This is a genomic window from Bacteroides faecis MAJ27, assembly GCF_900106755.1.
Lineage (GTDB): Bacteria > Bacteroidota > Bacteroidia > Bacteroidales > Bacteroidaceae > Bacteroides > Bacteroides faecis.
Genome location: NZ_FNNN01000043.1, coordinates 1 through 24,038, shown reverse-complemented (window position 1 = coordinate 24,038; position 24,038 = coordinate 1). Strand labels below are relative to the sequence as shown.

12 protein-coding genes and 2 pseudogenes are annotated in these 24,038 nt (G+C 43.2%); 4 read left to right on the top strand and 10 right to left on the bottom strand.

The annotated features are described in order from the left end of the window. Window positions 1-645: 645 nt before the first annotated feature. Window positions 646-2,325: a leucine-rich repeat protein gene (locus BLW31_RS22580; RefSeq protein WP_029425446.1), complete on the bottom strand. Its 1,680-nt coding sequence runs from the start codon at window positions 2,323-2,325 to the stop codon at window positions 646-648. Window positions 2,326-3,067: 742 nt separating this feature from the next. On the opposite strand from BLW31_RS22580, the gene BLW31_RS22570 reads away from it, so the two are divergent. Together BLW31_RS22570 and BLW31_RS22565 are read left to right on the top strand one after the other, a co-directional pair. Then, complete coding sequence (locus BLW31_RS22570; RefSeq protein ID WP_010537365.1) at window positions 3,068-3,841, top strand: IS5 family transposase; 774 nt, start codon at window positions 3,068-3,070, stop codon at window positions 3,839-3,841. Window positions 3,842-3,941: 100 nt separating this feature from the next. After that, window positions 3,942-4,814 carry a DUF4595 domain-containing protein gene (locus tag BLW31_RS22565; RefSeq protein WP_055269892.1) on the top strand — a complete coding sequence of 291 codons (873 nt, stop codon included), beginning with the start codon at window positions 3,942-3,944 and terminating at the stop codon, window positions 4,812-4,814. Window positions 4,815-5,463: 649 nt separating this feature from the next. Here BLW31_RS22565 and BLW31_RS22560 read toward each other — a convergent pair. Genes BLW31_RS22560 through BLW31_RS22520 form a run of 9 tightly spaced genes read right to left on the bottom strand, consistent with a single transcriptional unit; the run spans window position 5,464 to window position 20,409 of the window. After that, window positions 5,464-5,928: a lipocalin-like domain-containing protein gene (locus BLW31_RS22560; protein WP_010537362.1), complete on the bottom strand. Its 465-nt coding sequence runs from the start codon at window positions 5,926-5,928 to the stop codon at window positions 5,464-5,466. Window positions 5,929-5,946: 18 nt separating this feature from the next. Next, entirely contained in the window at window positions 5,947-6,750 is an 804-nt protein-coding gene (locus BLW31_RS22555) for a DUF1573 domain-containing protein (protein ID WP_029425443.1), read from the bottom strand. A gap of 18 nt (window positions 6,751-6,768) precedes the next feature. Next, entirely contained in the window at window positions 6,769-8,826 is a 2,058-nt protein-coding gene (locus tag BLW31_RS22550; RefSeq protein WP_010537360.1) for a S8 family peptidase, read from the bottom strand. A gap of 3 nt (window positions 8,827-8,829) precedes the next feature. Next, the gene (locus BLW31_RS22545) at window positions 8,830-10,584 is read right to left on the bottom strand and encodes a BACON domain-containing protein (RefSeq protein ID WP_010537359.1); all 1,755 of its coding nucleotides are present in this window, start codon (window positions 10,582-10,584) and stop codon (window positions 8,830-8,832) included. A gap of 14 nt (window positions 10,585-10,598) precedes the next feature. Continuing rightward, entirely contained in the window at window positions 10,599-13,271 is a 2,673-nt protein-coding gene (locus BLW31_RS22540; protein WP_010537358.1) for a DUF4458 domain-containing protein, read from the bottom strand. 21 nt (window positions 13,272-13,292) lie between these two features. Then, window positions 13,293-14,930, bottom strand: a complete 1,638-nt coding sequence (locus tag BLW31_RS22535; protein ID WP_010537357.1) for a DUF8477 domain-containing protein — start codon at window positions 14,928-14,930, stop codon at window positions 13,293-13,295. 29 nt (window positions 14,931-14,959) lie between these two features. Then, entirely contained in the window at window positions 14,960-15,907 is a 948-nt protein-coding gene (locus BLW31_RS22530) for a DUF4984 domain-containing protein (RefSeq protein ID WP_010537356.1), read from the bottom strand. Between the two features lie 36 nt (window positions 15,908-15,943). Then, window positions 15,944-17,449, bottom strand: coding sequence for a RagB/SusD family nutrient uptake outer membrane protein (locus tag BLW31_RS22525; protein ID WP_010537355.1), 1,506 nt, complete (start codon window positions 17,447-17,449; stop codon window positions 15,944-15,946). Between the two features lie 26 nt (window positions 17,450-17,475). Beyond that, a complete protein-coding gene (locus BLW31_RS22520) occupies window positions 17,476-20,409 on the bottom strand; it encodes a SusC/RagA family TonB-linked outer membrane protein (RefSeq protein WP_010537354.1) in 2,934 nt (977 codons plus the stop codon). A gap of 811 nt (window positions 20,410-21,220) precedes the next feature. Here BLW31_RS22520 and BLW31_RS22515 point away from each other — a divergent pair. Next, window positions 21,221-22,370: pseudogene (locus tag BLW31_RS22515) on the top strand (IS4 family transposase). Window positions 22,371-23,038: 668 nt separating this feature from the next. After that, a pseudogene (locus tag BLW31_RS25180) lies at window positions 23,039-23,953 on the top strand (IS91 family transposase); the annotation flags it as partial. Window positions 23,954-24,038: the final 85 nt, after the last annotated feature.

Here is a 24,038-nt window from a genome sequence, read left to right as displayed (position 1 = left end):
TCAGTTTTGGTTATAATCCAAGTGGATCAGTTTCGGTTATAAAGGTGGGTCAGGTGACTTTTATAATAATGGGTCAAGTGACTTTATATTTTCCATCTTATGCTAAACGTGTATTTCTAACAACAAGCCTCTGGCGATAGCTCGCTGGGGGCTTTCTAACCTTTGCACATATAAAACTATATCGGAGTATTACACTACAAAAACAAGCTGCCGGTTATTACAAAATAATATTGTGTGTCTGGTTGATTGGTATGGTTCTTCCATAATGCGGACAAATCCTAGCAACAAAATGTTAAAATTAAATATATTATAAATATTAATATATTTACAATAAGTGCATTACGAAATTTGAAACCTCAATTATTTATATTTAAAAACATACAATTTGCATATAAATGAGGCGGGATTAAGAAAACAGAAGTGTCAAAATACCAATTCAGAAATAAAAAATAATGTAACTTCTTTAGTCTTATTTTCATCTATTCACCACATAGCAAAAGTAGCAAAATATGCTGGCAAAAAGCTATTTTATTTTCTTTTTGCCAGCACCACCCTTCTTGTTGGTAATATAAAATCTTGACAATATAGAGATTGTACGTGTTTTCGTAAACTTAGGTTCGGTTTTGACTATTACATATCATAATTTTAGTTTTCGGCAAAAGAGATGCTTTTCCACGCATGGCCTTTCCATTCTTCCCTTTGCCAGAATTCATTCCAAGTCTCCCCCTTTTTGTTAGCATTCAGCGTAAGGTCTACGTTCTTGGCTATTGAGTCGGCAGAACCGAAAGTCGTGTTTTGGACACTAATCCCTCCCTCTGCCAGCAGATAGAGTTGGGAGAGAGCTTCACAACTTGTAAATACGTCGCGACCGAAATAAGTAGCTTTCGGAAGCCGGACACTAACCAGCGAACTACAATTCATCAGAGCCGACAAGCCGATTTCAGTAGCTTCCGGAAGTTCTATCTCCTTCAATGCTTTACAACCACTAAAAGCCATATCGCCCAGCGTTGTCACTTCAGGCAAATACACTTTCTCCAGCTTCGAGCAGTAGTTAAAGGTGCCGCCTATCCGTGAGGTGGCATCTTCGTCTGCAATCTCCCCTATCGTTGTTACTTTCGGAAGGTTTACTTCCGTCAACTGTTTGCACGTTGAGAAAGCAGAGCCTCCCACCGTTGTCACATTGGGTAAATCGACTTTTGTCAAGGAAGTGTACGAAAAACCACTATTGCCTATTTCTGTAAGTTCAGGCATATTTACCTTTGTGAGTTGGGAACAAGACGAAAAAGCAACGACACCAACTTTCTGCACGCCCGGCATTTCTACTTCCGTTAAACTACTACAGCCGGAGAATGCGCCTTGGTCTACTACCTGCACGCCCGGTGCTATTACCGACTTCAGGCCGGTACACTTGTAGAAAGCATACCCCCCTATGGCTTGCACCTCTTTCGGAAGCACGACCTTTTGGATGCCCGTGAAGTCGGGGCCTTCGTAAGTATAGAATGCATTCGCATCAACGCTGGCTAACCCGTCCTCATTCACTGGCCAGTCCGTCACGCCGGAAAAATCAATCACTTCCGCCTTGATGCCATTGAATATATTGGTCGTCCATCGTCCCACTCCCGAATAGTCGCCGACAAGCACGAAACGGGTGACACCTTCCTGGGCGGCTTTGCTGACAGCCTCGGCCAATTCTTCCTGCGAACCTCCCCCCAGTTGCACGGTGGCTTGTCCATCCTCCACTTCGACTATCGAAATCTCTACGGTCACTTCGCAGGTGGCAGTCTTTTCGCCCGCTGTGGCTGTAATGATAGCGTTGCCTTGGCCGACAGCAGTCACCAGACCTTCCGATGAGACAGTGGCAACAGCCTCGTCCGATGAACTCCAAACCGCTTCACCGGCACCTTCGGGAGCAACCGTAGCCGTGAGTTGGACCGTTTCGCCGACTTTGGTCATTGTCAAGGTAGCGGGCGATACCGTTACGGACTGTACCTCCCATGTTACCGTCACTTGGCACGTGGCACTCTTGCCGCCTGCCGTGGCTGTGACGGTAGCGGTGCCCCTATTCACTCCTGTCACCAATCCATTTTCTGATACAGTTGCCACTTGTGTGTCCGAGGAACTCCATGATACCTTTTTCTCCGTAGCTTCTTTGGGAGTTACTTCTGCTTGCAGTTGATAGGTCTTGTCACGTTCCAAACTGATACTTAAAGGTGAAATACTGATACTTTCCACCGTTACTATAGACGGTTCACTCTCATTGTCCGAGCATGCAGTCAGTGTAAAGGCTGCCAGTAGTCCGAACATGTACATCATTTTTGCTTTCATATTGATACTACTTAATACTACATGATTTCGCAATCCCTTGAAATCAACAATTTAAATATAAGAATACGTGGGATGCCTATGCTACATTCTAAATTGGAGGTCGTAGGAATAACCTTTACACACGAATGCAGTAATAGCAGCCCACGCTATATGCGTGAGAACCACTATGCCATCCTTGTGTGTAATTGTGAAATTTCCTATGTTTCCAATTCACAAGATAAGCATAACGCTTCTTCAAATTCTAATATGTCTTGGAGGGAGTTGCTCTCTCCAAATGCAAAAATATGAAAGACAAAGCAACATTATCATATTTTCACGTTTTTTTGTTGACATATTTAATCAATATTTCATAAAACAGAAAAAACATCTTATTACAGTAAAAATATTAATGACCAAGTTTACTGAAAAGTGATTAAATTTGTTATTATAAAGCATTAATTGAAGAACACAACAGAGAAGAAATATCAACTCTATATTTCTATCAGTCACACAAATTACTAGTTCTGCAAAATTTACATATTGATTCGTGAGAATATGATCGGCTTTCTCACCAAACAAAATCTGAGGAGTATTATTTAATATAATTTATACTTCTATTTTTGGCAAACTTGAAACTTTGCAATATTAGAAGCTGTTTAAAATTAGTAGAAAAATAATGTTATATGAATATATAATAAATTGAATATCAGTTGGTTAATCGAAATATATTTCATAACTTTATGAGTATCAATCAATTAAGGTCATGGAACAATACTCAACCAACCTTACTGATAAACAGTGGCAAGTTATTGAAAAAATCATCAATCCGCAAGAAAGAAAGCGAAAATATTCTCTCAGAAACATCATGAATGCGATTCTATATCTTCTCAAGACAGGCTGTCAGTGGCGCATGATTCCAAAGGACTTTGCACCTTGGGAGAGTGTATACTACTACTTCAGCAAATGGAAGAACGAAGGTGTTATTGAAGACCTTTTGGATAACATCCGTTCACAAGTTCGCACAAAGTCCGGTCGTGAGAAGAGCCCCAGTCTTGGCATCATTGATTCCCGTAGTGTCAAGACATCTCACCATGTGGATTCTGACAGAGGGCTTGATGGAAACAAGAAGATTAAGGGCAGAAAACAGCATATTATAGTTGATACTCAGGGCAATCTGATGGCTATAGCCGTACATGAAGCCAATGTCCATGACAGCAAGGGAGCACCGGAGGTTATTGAAAAACTGTCTTACAAATTCCCTCGTCTCGCCAAAATCCTTGCGGATGGTGGCTATAGAGGAAACCTCGCTGATTGGGTACTTGATAAGTTCGGATGGGAGCTGGTAGTTGTCCTCAGTTCAGATGAATGCCCGTCCAAATTCAAGGTAATCCCCAAGCGGTGGATAGTTGAAAGGTCATTCGCGTGGCTGGAAAACTTCAGAAGACTCACTATTGACTATGAGTATCATGCCGACACTGCCGAAACAATGGTTCAACTTGCTTTCTGTAAAATCATGTTTAACAAAATTATTGGATAATTTTTAAACAGTTTCTTATTATAATTACATTTTATTTATATTTAACAATCATTTTATAACCATAATTTTTTTTAACAAAATCACCCCTATCATTGTCAGCATGAGTTTATGTCTGGGCTTTATAGCTTGTGATGATAATGATGAAAATGATGACAGTGTAAATACTTCTATTGTAGTAAACCCAGCGAAAGTTTTTACAGGCGGACTCCCAAAATCTGTTTCAGGCATGTTTATTTCTCAGAATAAAGATGGACTGGTAACAAGCATTACAACTGATGAGGGCAAAAAGGCCGTCTTCGAATATTTTCCTGGTACACGAGCGGAGGCTTCAATAAATTCAGCCAGAATAACAGTGACGGACGAAAACGGTGATATGACTGAACTGAACTTGCAGCTCAACAGTGATGGCTATGTAAAATACTGCAAATCAATAGACCACGCTGGTATTCCCGACACCGATGAGTTTACTTGGGAGATGGAATACGATACCGAGGGACATTTAATTGAAATGAGATGTTCCGAAAGCGATGGTGAGTTAACGAAGATTACTTATAAGGATGGTAATGTCGTGGCTACTTCCACCCAATCTTTTTTGGATTATGATGGCGAGGATATAAATGGCGATGGGAAAATTGATAATAACTACATATGGCCTGACACTGAAATCTACTATACAACAGATGAGATTACAACTCCTATAGAAAACAAGGGATGTCTGATGCTGTTTGACGAACTACTGGATGTGGATATGGACGAGATGATATATGCTTACTATGGAGGTATGCTGCTCGGTACGGCTACAAAGCATCTGCCGCTTAGGATGCATGCTCCCTATGCACATGACTCACAGGGATTTTATTTTAGTGACTATGATTTTAAATGGACGTTAAATTCCAATGGTTACCCAACGGAGTTGATAGTGAAAAGACCTGGAGAAGGAACGTGGGAAGACAGATATTCATTTGCCTGGTAAAACTTGACCAACCTGCTAATTTTTGCTCTTGGTAAATATTTATAAGGAGAGAGGCTAAAGCATGTACAACCGTCTACAATAGCAGGTACCCCCTTTTTGAGCGTACAAGATTTTATGTGCTATAAAAAGATACAATTTACACATACATCATTGATATACAGTAGCATACAAAATCAAGCAAAAGCAATTGTGGCCAAAGCTATAGTCCGATTAGGACCAAATGGGCCAAGTTTATTTTATTTTTAATTCGTCCCAGTTTTAATGGGACACTAGTGATCTGATATGTTACATTAAAGACGGAAGGGTGTACATCGTAATTCACATTGTCTCATTGAATATTGTTTATTTTTTGGAAAAGAAAAACTTTCTTCATTGTTCCAAAGACAGTGCTCTCATTTCTAAAAAAGGGCTATATCTTCACAGACATGCCCTCTAAATGTTGTTAAACTTTAATTACTCCTCTCTTAAAATAGAAGAGGTTATAGAATTTATTTTGAGAATTTTATATTGTCAAATGAGGTGCCAAAACATCTTGAATATGGAAACTACTCTTTTCACATAGCTGTAGTAGGGATAATTTTTCAAGAAAAGAGTTTTTGACTCCCTCTACGGATAACGTTCGTTATTACTAAAGAACTTTGAGACCTTCCTAAAAGTCTCGAACTTCATTTTCTATTTCTTCGGGAACCTTATCGCAGCGTTCAAATTTTTGTACATCTGATGAAATATCTTTTATAGTCCAAATCATGGAAGTGGGCAAAAGATCGGTTATGATATAGGAATTGGCCCATTCACCATTGCCGAAATCATAGTCCCCACTAATGATATAGCCTAAATTCTTTTCTTTTTCAATCTCAAAACTACCCGTTTTGAGACTGGGGTACATACTGTCAAACTTATCATACATTTTATAAGTCTTATTCTTACGGTTGAATGTAATGTAGCAGTAACTGCCTGCTTGCAGGGGAGCGCCGTTCCATTCCACCAATTTCCAAGTCCCGTCCAGATTAGCAGCTGTAACGTTCAATGTAGACAGTACTTCCTCATCATCGTCACAGCCTGCGAAACAGAAAAGCGTCAAGAAAAGTGTCATTATTCTGAATAAGGGTTTCATATTTCTTGTTTTTATTTTTTAGTTTTTAATAATTACTTCAATTGTTTTTTCCGAAGGTTTGCCTATCACACCATCTATAATGAGAGAAAGATGTTTCTCCTCAGTATGGAAACTGGGCAATTTTTCCTTATCAAGTGTAATCACAAGATCACCTTCCTGCCCGGGAGCAAGTACTGCAGGTTCGGTATGGAATTTTAGGCATGAAGGCAGCAGTAACGCATTCAGTTTGAGTGGGTGATCTCCACTATTGGCACATGCTATGCGTTCAATGGTCGTCTTTCCTGCTTTACTGAATGACACCTGCTTGCGGGCAAGTCGTAGATGTCCCATATTTTGAGGCAGGTGATTCCATTCATCAGACGCACTGACATAGCCACATAGTGACAATCGTGCCACAGGTGAAAAATCAGACAGATTGGTATATACCAATGCTTCTGCATCAACTGTGCCTGGTCTGTTCCTGGGATGAAAAGTCAGGCTAATAATACTTTCCTCATTGGGTGCCAATGGCTTTTTGCAGAATCCGGCAACAGTACAACCGCACGTAGTGGTAACTTTGTTCAACGTAATGGTTTGCTGACTTACATTCTGAAAATGGAAGTATACGGTTTTGGGTTGACTTTGTTCATTTATGGTACCTACTGACAGGCGGCACGTATCAAAATGAAGAAATTCCCCGGCTTGCTCCAACAAAACAGGATGTACCTTGGCTTCTATCTCTTCACGGGACATTAACCGCCATTCCTGCGCTTTTATTACAGGAATGGAACCGGTTAATCCGCCCACAAAGACTGTCAGTATCATCAATTGTCGCTTCTTCATGTCCATTTAATCTCTCAATTATAACCAGCCACTACCACCAGCATTTTTACGAACAGTAACCGTTATTGTCTGTGATTTACTGCCAGCCTGGATAGTCACAGTCGTACTACCGTCTGCAATGCCATTTATAGACAGTATCGTCTTGTCTACACTTATAGTTGCAATATTTTCATTGGCAACGGTACAACTGTAACTCAGGCTTTCTCCATCTATAAAATAACGAGCCAGATCAATAGATGTACTTTTCCCCGTTGCCAGATATACATTTGGTACAATCATGTCTGAACCGTGATTACCAATAGCCTTGAGCAATGCACCGGCATCTACCAGCCTACCCATTTTCCCTTTACGTTCTATCAGATTCATCAAAGTTGGAGGGGCGCCAAAAGTCGTGTGATTGTAATAATACAGTTTTTCTACTTTTTCATCATATGTCTGATAGAAATCGTCTCTGGCTGTAATTTTCATCAGTTCTATGAATTCTTCGGCCTTGAAGTGGCGACGTTGCTTCACAGCATAGGACAGTCCCAAGGCCGCTACCCCTGATACATGCGGACAAGCCATAGACGTACCTTCCATATAGGCATAAGCATACTGACCGTTTTTAATAGCAGTGGAGAGTATCAGACCTTGTGTTTTCCCTTCCCAGGCAAACTCGTCATCTGCTACTCCAGGCGTTCCGTAATAATCGCCGTCACCGCCCGGTGCGCAAAGTGTAATTTCTGCACCATAGTTGGTATAGCTAGACGGAGTATAGTCGGCAGCGATGGCACTGACAGAAATACATTTGGAATAGCCTGCAGGAAATGAAGAAGAAGGCGCATATTCGTTACCTGATGCAAAGATAGCCAAACCACCGTCTATCACACCGTTGGGCGAGCCAGCATTGTGGATGAAGTAATCCAGTGCTTCTTTTTCCAGGGGATATTGGTTTTCCCAATCCTGTTCATTTTTCGGTCCCGGTACATATCCCAGTGCTTCGTTGGCATCCGGAGAGTTGTACCCCCAGCTACATTGCAGAACCACCGCACCGTTGTCGGCAGCATATTTAATGGCTTTCGCTTCAGCAGCCAAGGTGGCACCATACTGACCATCAAACAGCTGACAAGTCATGATTTTCACACCGCTTCCGGTATTACCGTCACCACCGGCAATACCGCTCACTCCTATACTATTGCCATTTTCAGCAGCAATAGTTCCGGCTACGTGAGTTCCGTGACCGGTGTCATCAGCTGATGTCCAGCTGATGACACCCGTATTCTTCACAAAGTTGTAACCGTAACGGTCACCTTTGTAGCCGTTTCCGTCTTTGTCTTCAGTAGAACCGATTTCTTCGGCTTCATTGGTCCACATATTGGCAATCAAATCCGGGTGGCTCCACATCACACCTTCATCGAGTACTGCTACAATGATAGATGGGTCTCCTTTACACAGTTCCCAGGCTTCGCCGCAATTTACGTCTGCACCGGCAATAGCTTCGGCACGGTCTTTTTTCACGAAGTCGTAGTTACCCGCGTTCCGGTAATGCCATTGGTGTTTCAATCCCGGGTCGTTGAAGGTCAGTCCTTCGCTGGTACGAATCACATGTTGCAAGTCACTGGCCGAGAGATACAACGTTTTTTTCTTCGGGTCGTAAGCACGTTGGAGGGTAGGATTACTTTGAATTTTGGAAATTTCCCCCAACTTTCTGAGCTGTCGGGCAGCTTCTTTCAAGTCAGCGTCTTTGTCAAAGCGAACGATATACCACAGGTGCATACCTGCTTCGCGGGTACGTTTTTCTGTTTTGGGATCTACCGGAAATACTCTTTCAAAATGATAGGCACCCAGGATGTTGAGCACCTCATCGGTAGAAGGAATACCCGAGCGGGTGGCTACCCCGCCAACACGCGTCAGCGTTTGGTCCAGGATATCACTCATTTCAGGGACGAACTTGATGAGCAGTTCGCCGTCTGCTGCTCCCATCGGAATTTCAATTTCAGGAGCCTGCGGAGTTGCGCTATCGGCCCCCCATTCGTTGTCCTGGCAAGAAACAGCCGTCAGGGCATATGCAAGTGCATAGATATATACTTTCTTCATAGGTTACTTCTTTTGTTCTTCTGGTTTTATTGTTTCGTCTTCACCTTCCACTTCATATTTCTCTCTGTATTTAGGATAAGCATCGAAGTAATATTCAAAGTTGGTCGGTTCATCGCTGAATTTCACCGGTGTTCCCTTAGAGTCGATTCCCATTTCCTGCTGGTTGAAAATCAGTACTTCAGGGAACCAATCTAACAGGTGCGGATGGTAGCGCAACCAATTGGGTATTTTGCCGGTAAAGAAGTTCAGGTTCAGTGTCAGTCTCTTCATGTTCGGCAGAATCTTTGGAATGTTTTTGCCGTCATTCAACAGATAGTTCAACGTATCTCCGTATTGTTTCAGATCATCTGCCTGCCAGCCTGGTCTGCCTTCGTAAGTAGGCAGAGTACCTTCCAAATAATTATAAGAAAGTACCAGTTCTTCCAGATTATCCCACAAGAATAGTTGGTCTATTTCTGTTGGATCCTCGTTCATGTTAATATGGAAGCCCAGTTCTGTATCTTTGTTATATTGAGAATCTTTCAGATTGCTTACTGTCCAGCGGCGGTTACCGCTCAATATCAGACTTTTCAGCTTTGGGAAGTTGTCTTGAGTCAATACAGCGGGTACACCGGTGAAGTTGTTGGCGCTCAAATCCAGGCTTTCCAATGAATTTCCCAGTCTGTTGAAATCTTCAGGTAGTGACACCAGACCATAACCGCCAATCTGCAGGTTCTTCAGGTATTCCAGTTCGCAGATATGATTTTCCAAGTCGATGCTCAGCAGCATGGTGTTGGCATTACCGTATACTTGGAATGTTTCCAGGTATTTCAGGTATCTTACTTCTTGCGGAAGGGATTCTTTGATGGTAACGGTACCGAAGTTCACTGAACGAACGCGGTCTACAGCTTCCGGCCCCGGCAGTCCCTTGTCTGTCCGTTTCCATAAGGTCACGTTATCCCAATACATCATATTTTCGCTGGAATTGATGGCGATATCCGAAGCCAGACGTTCGTGGATGGTTAGGATAGCCAGTGAGTCTCCGGCACGGTCGTCAGTAATTACCGGCGAAGCAGCCTGAGTTACCAGAATCGGAGTAATCGCTACCTCATCGGCTGATTTTCCGTCCTGCTCCATAGGAATGAAGTTAATTTTAGCCTGACGCTCTATCCATTCCGGGTTCATCTTCCAGTCAAAGCGTACCTTGTAAGTTTGAGGGCGGGCGCTTTCCAGATTAAATACCGGTTCATTCTTCTTTTCCAGAGAAATCCAGTTTTCCAGTTTCACACCTCCTGCTGTTGTAGTGAGCCATTCGTAGTCAATCTTGAAAGAAACGTTGGCGGTGATGATAGCTTCAAAATATCGCTTGGCATACACGTCTGAAGCTTTAAGGCTAACTTCCGTCTCTTTAACGTGAATCATCTTGCCATAACCCAACTGGGTTACTGTGATTACCTTGGGAGCTTGTCCTTTCGGTATGAAGCGGATTTCTGCTTCACGCACTTCGTTCTTCAGAGCCTCGTCAATGGTGATGACACACTCTGTGTTGCCGAAACCGTTAGCCGGCGAAATGTTCAGCCATGGTTCGGATGATTTGGCCACCCATTCGCCTTCCGAGCTTACGGAGACCGTCTCCTTGCCTCCTTCTGCATTGGCAGCCACTTCAGTCTTGCTCAGGCTGAAGCCGCTGACAGCTGCATTGTCGTTGTCGTCATCGCAAGCGGTGCACACACACAGACAGAGGACTAATCCTAATGCTATTTTAAGTAAATGTTTCATTTTCCTTTTTTTATTTAATCCAATAAGTAATCGCATCCCTGAATGTTCTGCGTCTTGTCATAAATCAATTGGTATTGACCTGCTTGGATATACGGACATACCTGAGTCAAATCAATAGAAATGTTCGGATTGTCCTTGATTTCAAAGATACGGATATACGGTGAAATGGTATCTTCAATCTTGCGCAAGTCGTTAGAACCGATAAAGAAGGCCATCAGGCTGGGGCAAGTATACAAGCCGGTAGGCCATTGGCTTAAGCAGCGATTACCGTTTTCATCACGTTGATGGCGGATACCAAATACGGTCAGGCCTTTACAGTTCAGCGGAGCAACCGGGAATTCAGCGAACCGGTTGTAGCTGAATTCTATACCATAGATATAAGGCATGTTTTCCGGTACGAAATCTTCAAAAGGAATCTCTTTCAGTTTGTTGAACTGGAAGTCGAGACTGGTCAGCAGGTGAGAGTTCGGCCCTACCAGGTCACCTTCCTTAATAGTATTCATACCGTTGGCCTGCAGAATCAAGATGCCCAGCGGAGAACCTTTTTTGATGATCACTCCAGGGAATTTTTCCAGGTGGTTGTACGACAAATCCAGATTGTTGGTGTTCACACCACGGTGGTTGTCACCGTTTTGCATACCGGTTATTTCATTGTGTGCAAAGCTGACAGAGCCGATGACATACTTGGATTTTGCGTTGAAAATATCAGGCATTTCGGTCAGCTTGTTGTAAGTACAAGTGAATGATTCCATGTCATAATATCCGCAGAAGTAACCATCTACCGCCTCGATTTCAGTGATTTGGTTGTAGTCCAGATAAACCTTGGTCAGATTAATTTCCTTACCGAAAGCGTTTGCCTTTGTGATGAAATTGTTGGTTAAGTCAATCAAGCCCAATTTCACCATCTTCTTCAACTGTTCATGTTCGGGCATTTCAGTCAGTTTGTTGTACCCCAAATAGAGCACCTGAATTTTCTCGCCGCTCTTTCCGTCGATGAAGTTATTCCAGTTTTCCAGCAAATTGTCACCTTCAATACTTTGGTTGCAAGCCACGTTCAACATCTGCAATTCCGGCAACTCTGTTAGCATGTTCATCGGCAGCGAGGTCAGCTGTGAGCAGTTGTAGATTTCCATATCGGTCAGCATGGTAAAGTTATTCCAGCTCCACGCAGTTTCTTCTTCTTCAAAAGCTTTGCGGTAAACAGAAGTTTCCTCATCCAGCAATTTTTCGCAGAAGTTATCTACCACAATCGGTGAGTTGGCAATGAAAAAATTCTCCAGCTTGGTGCAGCGCATCAGGGCTTTAGAGATACCTCTGATGTTGTTGGTCAGGTTACCGAACTGTACGTCCTTCTTGTCAATGCGGTTGCTCTTCTTGATAGGTTTGAAGTTAGGGTTGGCATTAATACCGTCAATCAGAATTTGTGAAAGATTCTCGCGGATGTCGCGATACAGGAATTTCTGTTCATAATCCATGCGGATTCTTTGACGCTGTTCCGGGGTCATTGAAGTTCCTACGCCTTCAAACAGGTGTCCACCGATGAGTTCATCGTGAGCACCGAGGTTCAGAATACGCAGTTCAGTCAGCTGTCCGATAGCATCGGGCACTACACCTTCGGCACCGAATCCGGAAATTACGAGTGATGCCACACGACCGTTGTCCAGTAACTGTACGCCCGGCTGGTCACCCCACATATCGATTTCCTTATCGAAGTTCCAGTTACAACCCATAGGAGCTGCTTCACCGTAGTATTTCCAGTTGGGTCCGTTCAGTTTTTCCCAGATCTCTTTCAGTGCCATGTAGTCCTTCAAATATTCAGCTGTTGCACTCAACTGGATGGGTACAGTGGCTTCTGACTCTTCGTTATCTTTCACGAAGAAAGTTTCTGAAGTAGGCACGGTAGCTATTTCCAGCAATTTGCCGGAATCGCACTTCTTATCAGAGTAAGTAGAATAAGAGCTAATCTGGTAGCTGCCTGTTTTCAACCACACGGTTGTGTCACAGAGAGCATAACCGTCTTTCAAATTTTCCACATACTTCACTTCCACTTTTTCAATGGTAGTCAGTTCTTGTGTAAAGAGGTTCTTTACCGTGATGTTGATACCCTTGATATTAGAGAACGGATAATCTTCATAACCGTTGGCGCGAGATGCTGCTTCAGTTTCCGGCAAGCCGTGTTTAATAAGTTTAAAGTTGACCAATCCGCGAGCTACAGCATCGGCAAACAGTTCCTGTACTTTCAGTCCGCCAGCCACTACGTTAAACTTATAATTGCTGGGTGTACCGGCATAAATCTCGTTATCCAGTTTGTCGTACAGATAATAACCAATCAGTTTATAGTTACCTGCCAGCAGTTCCAGTTTGTCACTGCGCAGGCCAAACTCCGCATTTTCAGCACTATAGCTGTTGAGCATCAAGGTTTGTTCAATGGTGTTTCCGTCATACAGCATCACCACCTTGATTTTCTTGGCATCATCCAGCTTATCCAGCATGTCGGTGCCTCTCGTCTCTATTCCCTTGGTAGCAGCCGATGCGCTCTTGTAAATTTTGAACTGCACATAGCCGAAGGCGGTTTGCTGCAATTCGTCATCGTCATCAGAGCAACCGGTGAATACCGTTGTCATTGCTATCAGGCAAATAAACAACGGAGCAAAGAACGTTTTAAAGAATGAAATATATTTGTTCATTTATTTTTTTATTTTTTCATTTTACGGACGAACTAGCAGTACGGTAACTTTTTGCCACATAGCATCTCTAATTACTACGGTAAGTTCACTTTCGATGTCTTGACAATTCCAAAGATCAATAGCTGTTGTAGTACCATCTTCTGTAGCAGCGCAATATGTATCTGTAACATCTTGTTTATTTAATTCTGCTGCAAATGAATCAACGTCAAAAGGAACGTTTATTCTTACAGATCGACATGTACTGGCTTTTACAGTGAATACTTTTGCTGCTTGCCATTCACTTTTGTAGGGCTCAGCTTCATCACCTGTTATTTCTGTACATTCTACTGTTTGACCATAGCTTTCCCAGTGCTGACTGATGATTTCTATAGCCTTTTCTTCTTCCCCACCGCCTGATTCCTTCTGCTTTTTCTGGATGAAATTCATCAGTAAGTTGCTTTCTGTATATTCATACCTCAACTCTTTCTGAGCCGGTATACCTTCTTCACTAGAAGCATTGCTTACAAACAATCCGAAATCTTCGTTTTCAGGATCCTCTGCAATTTTATCATATAACGCTTTGGGGAACACAAATACATAGCCTGTGCGTTCTTCAATATCACTTTCCTCCGGATCTAAAGGATGAACAGTAACTCTAGCTTTACCTGTTTTAGGATCTTTAACCTCAAGGTTCATCCAAGCATCTTCATCGTCAGCTAAAAAATATTCATAACCGGCATTGCCTTGCCAATCCGCATATTCTTCAACATAAATAGGATAGAACTCGTCATTGAAAGCTATAATAGTGAATTCAACAAATTTATTATAGCTATTAGATTCGCTGTTGCCAGAGATGCCTTGGTTAGTTTGAATGAAGGTTTTACCATCAAGTGAAACTTCCCAATTCCAAGGCTTCGGACCTTCATAGTTCATCGCTTCCGGATTCATACCCTTGTAATTTACAGAATAGGTAAATACGCACTTACCTTCTTCATCCTGAAAGTTGATATTGCCTACCTGTGCATATTTACTGAAGTCCGGGCGATTTTCTACTACCTTGATACCGAATTCTACCTCCTGATTGGCAGAGCCTACTATGGAACCTCCTTCGATAGATAGCCATTCAGGACGGTTAGTAGCTGAAAAACGGAAGTTTGCTATTGCTTTATATGTATTGAAGTCACTGTAACCGGCTTCGATACCTTCTTCTGCAGATACTTCTACCCATTCATCGCCTTCACCTTTTTTATAGAGTTTGAACGTGCGTCCGGCTGCATTACGGGTTACTTCAGCCAACACAGCTTCCTGTCCGTTCATGTTGATGATGATGGAAGCAACGGTTGCATTATCATAGTCCTGACCTTCGTCAGAGATACCGATGGTTACGGTTTGTTTACCCGCCCTGCCCGAAATGGAATATTCCTTCACACCCTCTGCAGCTTTGGTAGCTGGGATTTCTTCCGTAATAAAATAGCACCATGTACTGGAAGATGTTAGTGTCCAGTCGGCTACAGCATCAAATGTCAAATTCTTCGTTTCACTTACAACACCGCCAATCGTTTGCTTTTCAGGAAAACTAACGTTTGCCACGTTGTCATCATCGTCATCGCAAGCTGTTACGGCAAAAGCCATCAGCAGACTGATGAAGAACCATCCCAACGTAAATTTGTTCTTTTTCATCTTATTCTATGTTTTTTGTTTCTAGTATATTATTTCTTCTCAAAATCTGTTTTCACCGTTTCAGATACCAGTATGCTGCCTTCCAGATAAAGTCTCTTGGCTTCGTCTGCGCTTACCCATTCGATAGCGCTGGCAAAGGTGCCTACTACATTGTTACCAGCCATGCCCGGTACATACAGCGTGAAGTACTGGAAGATGAACTGTTCGCAGGTGCTGTAGTAAGATACACCGCTGCTAGGCTGATAGAGGTGAAGATAGCCGTCGCCATAATTGGTACCGAAAGCTTCGGCTGTAGAGGCAAAGGTCTGTTCATCCATTTCAATCAGCGGATTCAGAATGTCGTTTGTAGTGAAGCGGATTTTCACATCGTAGCCGTCGTAGAAGAAGTCCTTCATAATAACGGTGTTTTCTTCTTCGGGATCGATGACTGCCTTAATCAAACGGTTGTCTACGTTAGGCATAAATTCCTGCATATATGTAGAAGTAAGCACGGCATATCCGTTGAAGAGGTTGATATCGAACGGACAGCATTTCTGCAGGATTACCTTGGCTTCATAGCTCTTGTCATACAAATCCCATTGGTCAGCTTTCTGTGTGAGCAAGCGCAGGGTAAGCCCCAGCGAGTCAGTAGCTGCGATGGCATCGTAATTACCGCGGATGCGTACGTTGGCAGCCCGTTCACCGGCCTTGATAGTGATGGTGTTTGATTCAATGGTGTAGTGTTTTCCCTCAATGGCATTGCTCTTTTTGTCTATAACCTCCACGGCTACCGTGCGGTCATAGCTGCAGGCTTCTGTAGCGGCCACAGGAATGTCGAAGACTTCTTCATTGTTCTGTACGGCCAGTACAGTGAGCGTATCCGAGAACAGGATATAGTTTGGACCGTCGTAGCTGGGGCGCTCTGCATCGCCGCAACTGGTGATGGCGCACATCAGCAGTGCCAGCATGCTCATCAGTCCGTAGTTTATCTTTCTCATTGTTATACTTATACTTTATAAATGATGAATCTATTCTTATTTATTGCTCTCGTTAGGCTGAATCTGGCTACCCGGTGATTCCAGCTCGTGTTTCGGAATGGGCCATACAAAGCGTACATCATCTGCTTCAATCTTCAACGAGCTACCGTTGGCCAGTGATTGTTCCTGCGGTTTGCGTTCGAAGCCTTTGTGCCAGCGTTTCAGGTCTTGCAGGCGGAAGCCTTCCATATACAATTCGCGTACACGTTCTTCTTCGATAATTTCCAGCCAATTCTGTTCGCTTACAGAGATGTTTCCGTTACCGCCTTGGAAACGAGCACGACGTAAATCGCTAAGATCTTTGCCGGCACCGCTGTAATTCTTCTGATTGGCGCGGGCCTCTGCACGGATCAGGTATTGCTCTGACAGACGGAACACTTTCGGCATACAGACATGCAACATGTTCTGAGCCATAAAGGATTCATTTCCGAAGTATTTGGCTACCAACGGCCACTGCAATCCATGCGGATAACCGGTAGGCTGTGTCACGAAGTTGGCTGCAAAGCGCAGGTCTTGTTCTGAATAGAGGTTCAGTACCCAAGTTGCCGGTACATAGTCGGGCTTAAAGCTTTGAAAGTCGTAGTTGAAGAAGACCTGCCCCAAGGCGCCTCCGTAGTTGCTGACTGTCATTCCCACTTTCCAGATAATCTCGGTACTCTCGTCGTTCGACCACATATACTGATAAGCGTTCTGTGAGCTGGTTATCATATCGTTCACACTAGACAGTTTGTAGTATTTGCTGTCGATCACCTTGGAAGCGTATTTCTCAGCGTCCTTCCAGTTCTGCATGTAGAGAGCCACACGTGCACGGAGTGCATAGATGGTGTATTCGCAGAAGTAAGGTGTACTGTAGAGAACCCCATCGAAATCATCTTCCAGCTTCAGGTACCCAGCTGCTCTTTCCAGATCATCCAGGATAAACTGATAAGAGGCTTCCAGTGATGAACGGAGGGTAGGTTCGTCACCATCGTAGTGTGACTTCAGTACCACACCCAGTTCGTTGGCTGCTGTAGCCGGGTCGTAAGCCTTACAGAAGAGTTTAATCAATTCTGAATAAGCCAGTGCGCGGGCAAAGTATGCTTCTCCGCAGTATTGGTCCAGACGGTCCAGGTCATCATCGTTGGTGGTATTCTGGCGTACGCGGTCCACATTGTCCAGCATAAAATTACAGCGGGTAATGACGGTGTAGAGTCCGGCATAGACCGATTCATATTCCGGTTCGGTAGAAAGGATATTCCAGCGCCAGGTGTTACCGAACTGGTTGGAGTAGCCGTTCACCGCGTAAGCCAGGTCTACCTGGATATCGGGCAGCAAGGTGAGGTAGCCACTGTATAACGCTCCGTTCAGCCAGGAAGAGTAGATGCCAATCACGGCCTGGTCTACTTCATCCACAGTGGTGATAGCCTTGTCAGTCGGTACCATATCATCCGGATACTTGTCCAGGCAGGCAGTGGTGCTGAATGCCATAGCGGCCATGAGCAGATATGTTTTTATATTTTTCATTTTTCGTTGTTTCATTAATTAAAAGATTAGAAAGAGAGTTCCAGACCGAACGAGTATTGGCGAGACATGGGATATTGTGCCTGATACATGTTGGTGAACGCTTCCGGGTCAAGTCCGCTGAACTTGGTGAAAGTCAGCAGGTTCTGCCCCTGCGCATAGATACGTGCGTTGGTAAAGAAGTTCGTCTTTTTCATCCAGCTTTGCGGAAAGGTATAGCTGATCATCAGGTTCTTCAGACGCAGGAAAGAAGCATCTTCCAGGAAGCGGGAGTCCATCTGCGGCGTTACACCCCAGCGGGGGATGTCGGTCACGTCGCCCGGTTTCTTCCAGCGGTCGTAGAGCAGACGCTTGGACTGGTTATAACCGGTATAGAGTCCGTTACTTTCTTCAAAGAAGCGGTCGTTGTTGAACATCCAGCGGTCGGCCACCCAACTGAACTGTGCGTTTACCGAGATGCCTTTCCAGGTCAGGGTGCTGCCGAAGCCGCCTTGCCAGGGAGCCAGGTAGTTCTTACCCACCATCACTTTGTCCGATTCGCGGAATTCGGTGGTGATGTTGCCGTCTTTGTCATACCACAGCGGGTCGCCGTTGGCAGGGTTCACGCCGACATAACGGTTGATGAAGAATTCTCCGTACGGATGGCCCACTACCCATTTGGTAGAGGTGTTGGGCAATTCATACTCCTGCACACCGTTATAGAGTTCCTTGATTTCATTCTTGTTGTACGACACGTTGGCATTGACGTTCCACACAAAGTCTCTCAGACGCAGCACGTCGGCATTCACGGACAGCTCCACACCCTGGTTGGTCATCACACCGATGTTGTCCCAGCGGTAGCCGTTGTTGCCTTCAGAATAGGACTGAGGTACTTCCATTAGAATGTCGCTGGTGCGTTTGTGATAGAGCTCCAAGTCCACGTTTACACGGTCGAAGAATCCTAGGTGGAATCCCAGGTTGGTGGTCCAGGTAGTTTCCCAGCTCAGTTTTTCGTTCCCTTTCTGCTGCGGTGCGATACCGGCTGTGTCCATATAGGTCCGTCCGCCACTCACAAGTGCCAGATGGTCGAAATTCGGGATTTCAGAGTTACCGGAAGTTCCTGTACTGAACGACACCTGTGCATTATGCAGCCACTTCACATCTTTCAGGAAGAGCTCTTTCTTGGCGTTCCACATTAAACCTACTGACCAGAACTGTCCCCAGCGGTGATCCTTGCCGAAACGGGAAGAAGCATCGGCACGGAGACTCAGGTCGGCATAGTAACGGTCGGCATAATTATATTCGGCACGGCCGAAGACAGATACATACGAATAAGCTGAACTGCTATCCTGCCAACTCGATGCCCGTGTACCGGAACTGATGTTGGTCAGGTAGTCGTTGTTCTGGTTGCGGGTGGTCAGGGTGAATCCTTCTGCCCGGTAGTCGATACCTTCCTGACCCAGCATCACGTTGAAGTGGTGGTCGCAGTTGATATCGAACTTGTAGTTCAGCGTATTGGTGATGGTCAAGTTCAGAATGTCGTTCGACTGACGTCCGGCTGCACCCAGACCGTTGTTCAGCTGATAGCTGGGGAATGACTGCATGAATCCGGTGGAGTGCGTAAAGTCTGCACCGAACTGTATGCGGTAGGTCAGATTTTCTATCGGAGTCACTTCGGCAAAGAGCACACTCAATACCTTATATTTCTTATTAGTAACCGGGTTATTGTCCATCCATTCGATAGGGTTCACAGTAGTACCGGTCCATCCACCGTTGGCATTGGTAGCCAATGAGCCATCCGAATTATAAGGATTCCAGTAGGGAAGCATGAAGCGGCAGGCAGAAATCGGTGATGACAGGCTGTAAGAACCAGCATCGGCCTGCTCCACTTCTTCATAAGCAACCATGGAGTTGGTACCCACTTTCAGCCAGTTACTGGCCTTAACCTCGGCATTAGCACGGATAGAGTAGCGACTGAAGATAGAACCTTGGGCAATACCGTCCTGGTCGTAGAAGCTTCCTGAAACGAAGTAGTTCAATTTCTCGGTAGCGCGGCTGATAGAAAGGTCGTAGTTCTGCAGCATGGCATTGTCGTTGAACACCATGTCTCTCCAGTTAACATCGGTCTTGCTCAGCAGGTCGTAATCCTGTCCGGAGTCCAAACCCACTTCTTTTTCAAACTGAATGCGTTCAGCAGTGTTCATCAAATTCCATTCGCCTTTGGCCAGCTGGGAGATACCCCACTGGGTGCGCAACGTGACGTGTGCCTTATCCATGGCTCTACCGCGTTTAGTGGTTATCACCACCACACCGTTGGCAGCACGGGCACCGTAGATTGACGTTGAAGACGCATCTTTCAGCACCGAGATGCTTTCAATGTCGCTCGGGCTGATGGTGTTAAAGTCGTTGCTGGAGATAGGTACACCGTCCAGAATGAACAAGGGCGAAGTTCCTGAGTTGATGGAGTTGGTACCACGGAGTTGGAAAGTGGCAGCTTTGCTGGGCTCACCCGAGTTGGACATAACCATCAAGCCTGGAGTCTGTCCCTGCAATGCTTGGTCAAAACCGGCAGTCGGTACGCTTTCTATTTTCTCTGATTTCACTGTAGAAACAGAACCGGTTACCGTTCCTTTTTTACGAACTCCGTAGGCCACTACCACTACTTCGTCCACCAGCTGTGCATCGCTTTTCAGCGTGATGTCCAGCTTGTGTGTCTGTGGAGTCACTACGTGCTGTTGCTGCTGCATACCAATGTACGAATATACCAAAGTAGCCTGCGCAACACCTTTGATCTCAATGGAGTAATTACCGTCTATGTCGGTAATCACACCATTATTAGTACCCTCTTGCATGATGGCCACTCCAATCAACGGTTCATTGCCTTCCTCGGCAATGACTTTACCTTTAACCGTAAAACTTTGGGCGAAAAGCAATTGGAATGCCATCACAACAAGAGAAACGAACAAAAGAATTACTCTTTTCATCTCTGATTTTTAAGTTAATGATATAAATGGATTGTTTTTAAATGTATATAATTCTTTTCATGTTATATTACTATAGTATGCGAAAAATGGATGAACACACTTGTTACATCTTGTCTCTTCGTTTAACGTTTCTCCAAACAGTCAACGTAACATCAAATATATTATTAGAATATTCAATAAAATGACTCATTATTTCATTTTAGTTTATATTAAAAAAGATGTGCAAATTTATAGTATTATTTTGATTATTAACCGTACAAAATAAAAACATAAAAAATGTTTTAAACTTTACGCACTGCAAAAATTTCTTTTTGTCAATTAGAAAGAAGTATTTTGTAGGTTGGGATACACTATTGCTTACTCTTAATCATATTTTATATTAAAAACCTGTATCTTGGTACAAATAGTTAATAATTATTAAACAACAAATATAACATAAATATAGGCTGATGAGAACTACTCTTTCTGCTTACTACAAGAAGAATTCCAATCCGGTATTGTGGATGTTTCCAGATTTACAGTCAATCTCAGATAAAAAAAGACGTATAGGGCGAATGTGGCTAGTATTCCAAGGTAAAAGACTAAAGAAATGTGCAATATCTTTTTGTTTGGTTCAGCTTAAGAAATTCTGTCAAGTATGAAAAGCGTTGCTGCTAATGAAAGTTATTTTTTATTTATGATGCTAAGTCATTGCTGTCCCATTAAAATCTAAAATAGTTCTTTGAAATATTTGAAATTTAGTTAGTTACAGATGACTTTCGAGCGAACGAACTTGAATTTGTAGCTTTGCATCTGATAAATTTGATAGTATATGTTCCAAGACAAATACGTTTTTGCTCAATTGGCTTCGTTTCTGAATTGAAGTAAGTTTAACCGCATTGTAGCCAAGTATGATAGTAACAAATATGTGAAGCATTTTACCTGCTGGAATCAACTACTTGCTCTGATGTTCAGTCAACTTTCTAATCGTGAAAGTCTGCGAGATTTAATAGTTGCGCTTGAAGCACATCATTCCAAATGTTATCATTTAGGAATGGGTAAAAACGTATCAAAATCATCGCTGGCACGAGCAAATCAAGATAGAGACTATCATATCTTTGAAGAATACGTTTACTACCTTGTTAGTGAAGCACGACAAAAGCGTGTTAATCACATTTTCAAACTTGGCGGTAACGCTTATGTTTTCGACTCGACAACTATTGACCTGTGTCTTTCTGTTTTTTGATAGGTTAAATTCCGCAAGAAGAAAGGGGGTATCAAGGTGCATACATTATATAATGTAGAAACACAAATCCCTGTCTTCTTTCGTATCACGGAAGCATCCGTACACGATTCTAAAGCTATGATTGAAATTCCTTATGAACCGGGTTCTTATTACATCTTTGACCGAGGTTATAACAACTTCAAGATGCTGTATAAGATTCATCAGATTGAAGCCTATTTCATTGTCAGAGCAAAAATTCATCAAATGGAAACGTAGGTTGCCTACGAACGTACTTTCAGACGCAAGCATACTTCCGACCGGATTCCATCATAAACAATATTATCTGGAGCCGCTTAGACTGGTTAAATATAGGGATGAAGAACAAGAGCGAGAATTTACATTCATAACCAATGCCACGCATATATCTGCACTGCAAGTTGCTGAACTTTATAAAAATCGCTGGCAGGTAGAGCTGTTTTTCAAATGGCTAAAGCAGCATCTTAAAATCAAAAAATTTTAGGGGACTACAGAGAATGCTGTTCGAATACAGATATATGCTGCAATATGCACTTACTGTTTTTTGGTGGCAATCATTCAACACGATATGAAACTGGATAGAAGTACATACGAAGTGCTACAAATATTTAGTATCTCATTGACAGATAAAACTCATCTGAAAGATCTCTTTAATAAAACTAAATTTCAACATGAAAAAGAACGATTTGGACCAAATGGACCAAGTTTATTTAATGTTTAATTTGTCCCAATCTTAATGAGGCACTAATGATATGTTACAAATAATGAGATAATCATAGATATCCACATTGAATAAATTCATTTCCAATAAACCAAATAGAAATCAGGAGCAAGAAACCAATAATATAATATAAAATAAAACGACTTTTTATGTAAGCATTAACTTGCTTGTTTTTTAAAACAATCTATGCCTATTGGAAATAATGAGAAAATAATAATTCTTGCCAATCCCAAATCAAATGAAAAATTATCATTCATAATACAAACGCTTTACTTAACTAACATTTGTTGATATGAAATAAATATAATATATTGTTAATTAGGAATATAACATCAAAAAAAATAATTTTGTAGTAATTGATTATAGCATTTAAGCGATTGCCACTATATTCTCAGAACCTAAAGTTGCAAAACTTATTGTATAATAGATAATTTTTACAAAGAATTTATATTGTAACAGGAAATTGGGGAATACAGGACTGTTTTTACAGTTACTTCCAAACAACTAAAACGAGATGACGCACAATTAATTATTAAGGCTTTAACACGTATGCCGAGTTACCTTAACGAAACATTATTGCTGAAAGCCGATAATATGTTTGTTAGCTATACGTTCAAGGCCTTAAAGTCACTATTAAACTGTATAACAAAGAGTTACAAAAACAATAAATGATAGATTTACTCGACATATCGGAACAATCGGAAGGCTGCGGCACTGAAAAGAAGTACCGTTTGGCGGACTATTTCAACCGTTGGTGGGACGAGTACGCCCAGCATCCGGCAGAGTATATCACCCCCGAACAATACAAGGCGGCAAACGCCATCCGTGTATGCCATACCGCCGCTTTGGGGATAGATACTTATGCCTGTCCCGAAGGTGGCGAAATCCGGGAAGTCTATCATAGCTGCAAGAACCGTTTCTGCCCCACATGCGGCTGACGTGACACGCTCAAATGGGCGGTACGCATGAAAGACAAGCTGTTGCGTGTCCCTCACCGCCACGTGGTGATGACCCTGCCCCATGTGTTGCTTGACTTGGTGAAGCGCAACAAGAAAGAAATACTCAACATCATGATGCGCACGTCGGCGGAAGCGTTGAAAATCTGGATGATGAAGGCTTTCGGGTTGAAAATGGGCGTGATAGCCGTACTGCATACCTATGGAGAAACCAAGCAGTACCATGTCCACACGCACATGATCCTGTCATGGGGCGGCATTGACGGGAACGGGAGGATTGTCGTTCCGGAAAGGTCAAAGGTGAATGACGCTTTCATCAGAAGCATATTCAAACACACGTTCGATAAGGCTCTGATAGAGTTGTTCGACAACGGAAAGCTCAAACATGACTTCCGCAACCGCATGGAGTTCATGAGCTTTATCAAACATGTGGTAAACAAGAAGCAGTGGATTGTCCATCTGGAGCCACCTCTGGAAATGCCCGAACAAGTGATACAATATATCGGGCGGTATTCCAAAAGGGCGTGCCTGAGCTAATATAAAATCACGGTGATAGAGGACGAGAACATCACGTTCCGTTACCGTGACTATCAAAACTCCCCTGACAGGAGGAACCCGGCGGAAAAGGTTGCATGTTTGGCGTCTTTCCATAATTCCTCTGGAATTAGAGGTGTCCTCACTCGTTTGTCCAGATACCTCAAGAAATACCTCA